This is a genomic window from Sulfitobacter aquimarinus (assembly GCF_040149565.1).
Classification (GTDB): Bacteria; Pseudomonadota; Alphaproteobacteria; order Rhodobacterales; family Rhodobacteraceae; genus Sulfitobacter; species Sulfitobacter aquimarinus.
In genome coordinates, this window is sequence record NZ_JBEFLO010000024.1 from 1 (window position 1) to 1609 (window position 1609).

1 pseudogene is annotated in these 1609 nt (G+C 52.1%); it reads left to right on the forward strand.

Annotated features, from left to right (window positions below):
• Positions 1-106: 106 nt before the first annotated feature.
• Positions 107-1398: pseudogene (locus ABMC88_RS18445) on the forward strand (IS110 family RNA-guided transposase).
• Positions 1399-1609 lie beyond the last annotated feature (211 nt).

Below are 1609 nucleotides of genomic sequence, written 5' to 3' on the forward strand. Positions count from 1 at the left end.
CTTTGAGCACCTGCGCAGTCTTCGTTTAACGAAGCAGGTGGTCATAGCCGTGCCTCAGGTCCCTACAGTGGTTTTGCAACAAACCACACTGCAAAGGAGACCGACTATGACCGAGACCAATATTGCACAGAACGCGCCCATTTTGGTGGCGATCGATATCGCGAAGGCGCGTCATGAAGTTTTGATTGCCATTCCCGGCAAGAAGCGACGCCGTAAATTGACCGTGCTCAACCAATTAGACGACTTTAAACGCTTGATCAGAACATTGGCCAGTTACGGCCTCCCCGTCGAGGTGGCGTTTGAGGCTACTGGTAACTACCACCGCGCTATAGCCTATCACTTGGCCACCGCAGGCTTTGAGGTGAAGTTGGTGTCTTCGGTGTCATTGGCCCGAACGCGTGAAGCGCTCCACAACAGCTGGGACAAGAATGATCCCAAGGACGCCCAAGTCATCCTCCACATGATGGAGATCGGAAACACCCAGTTCTATCACGACCCACTTGTGTGCGGCACCAACGACATCCAAGAGCTATCAAAGACGCATGACATCGTTTCCAAGTCCAAGACCGAGCTTTGGCATCGCATCCTCACACATTATCTGCCGCTATACTTTCCCGAGGCGGATCGCTTTCATCGCAGTTCACGCGGTGACTGGTTCTTTGCCTTTCTGGAACGCTATCCGTCGCCACATTTGATCTCAGCGATGGATCAGGAGGCGTTCATCGCAGAGGCTTGGGACGTCGTGGGCCGCAAAGTGGCAAAAGAACGTTTACTTACAGATATCTACGAGACTGCCAAAACATCTGTGGGCTTGCCTATCGGTTCGGATTCTGACGCCATCGGCATGTTCCGCTTGGTTCTTGGCGAAGGTCGAGGTCTGATCGCACAGCGCAATCAAATCGAACGCCGCGCGGTCGAGCTACTCAAAGATTTGCCTGATTATCAGCTGCTGACATCTATCCCAGGGATCGGCCCAATCAATGCTTTAACCATTCTGGCTGAGGCAGGTGATCTACGCCGCTTTAATCATCATCGGCAATTTTTGAAGTTCTGCGGCATGGATCTTTCAACGATCCAATCAGGTACATTCCGCGGCCAGACCAAGCTATCAAAATATGGGAACGCACGCTTGCGGCGCACCCTCTGGATGGCCGGACAAGTGGCTATTCTCCAGAAGACGAACAGCTTCCGTGACAAGTTCGAGCGTTACATCGCCAAAGACCGTCACAACACCCATTTGCGCCGCAAGGCGTATACAGCGATCGCTGCAAAGATGGCCCGTACCGTCCACGGGATCATCAAAAACGGTGAACCTTATCGCCCCTTTTTTGAGGGGTGATCGACAGCAGCAGGACCTTTCTCTGTGCGTGCCGTAGAGGCAGACACCTGACCTCGTAGATAATGTTTAGGCCTTCTGCTCAACGACCGAAGATCTCGTCTTAAGGACGGTGAGAGCCGCAAAAGCGTACTCTGTGTTTGTTATGGGAGAGACATGTTGTTGACTAAAATGCCGAACTGACACACATTTAAACGTGCTGGAACGCTTCAGCATGATAACGACCTGATGCCAAATCAGCTAATCATTCCGCGCATAGGACGTTATCAACTC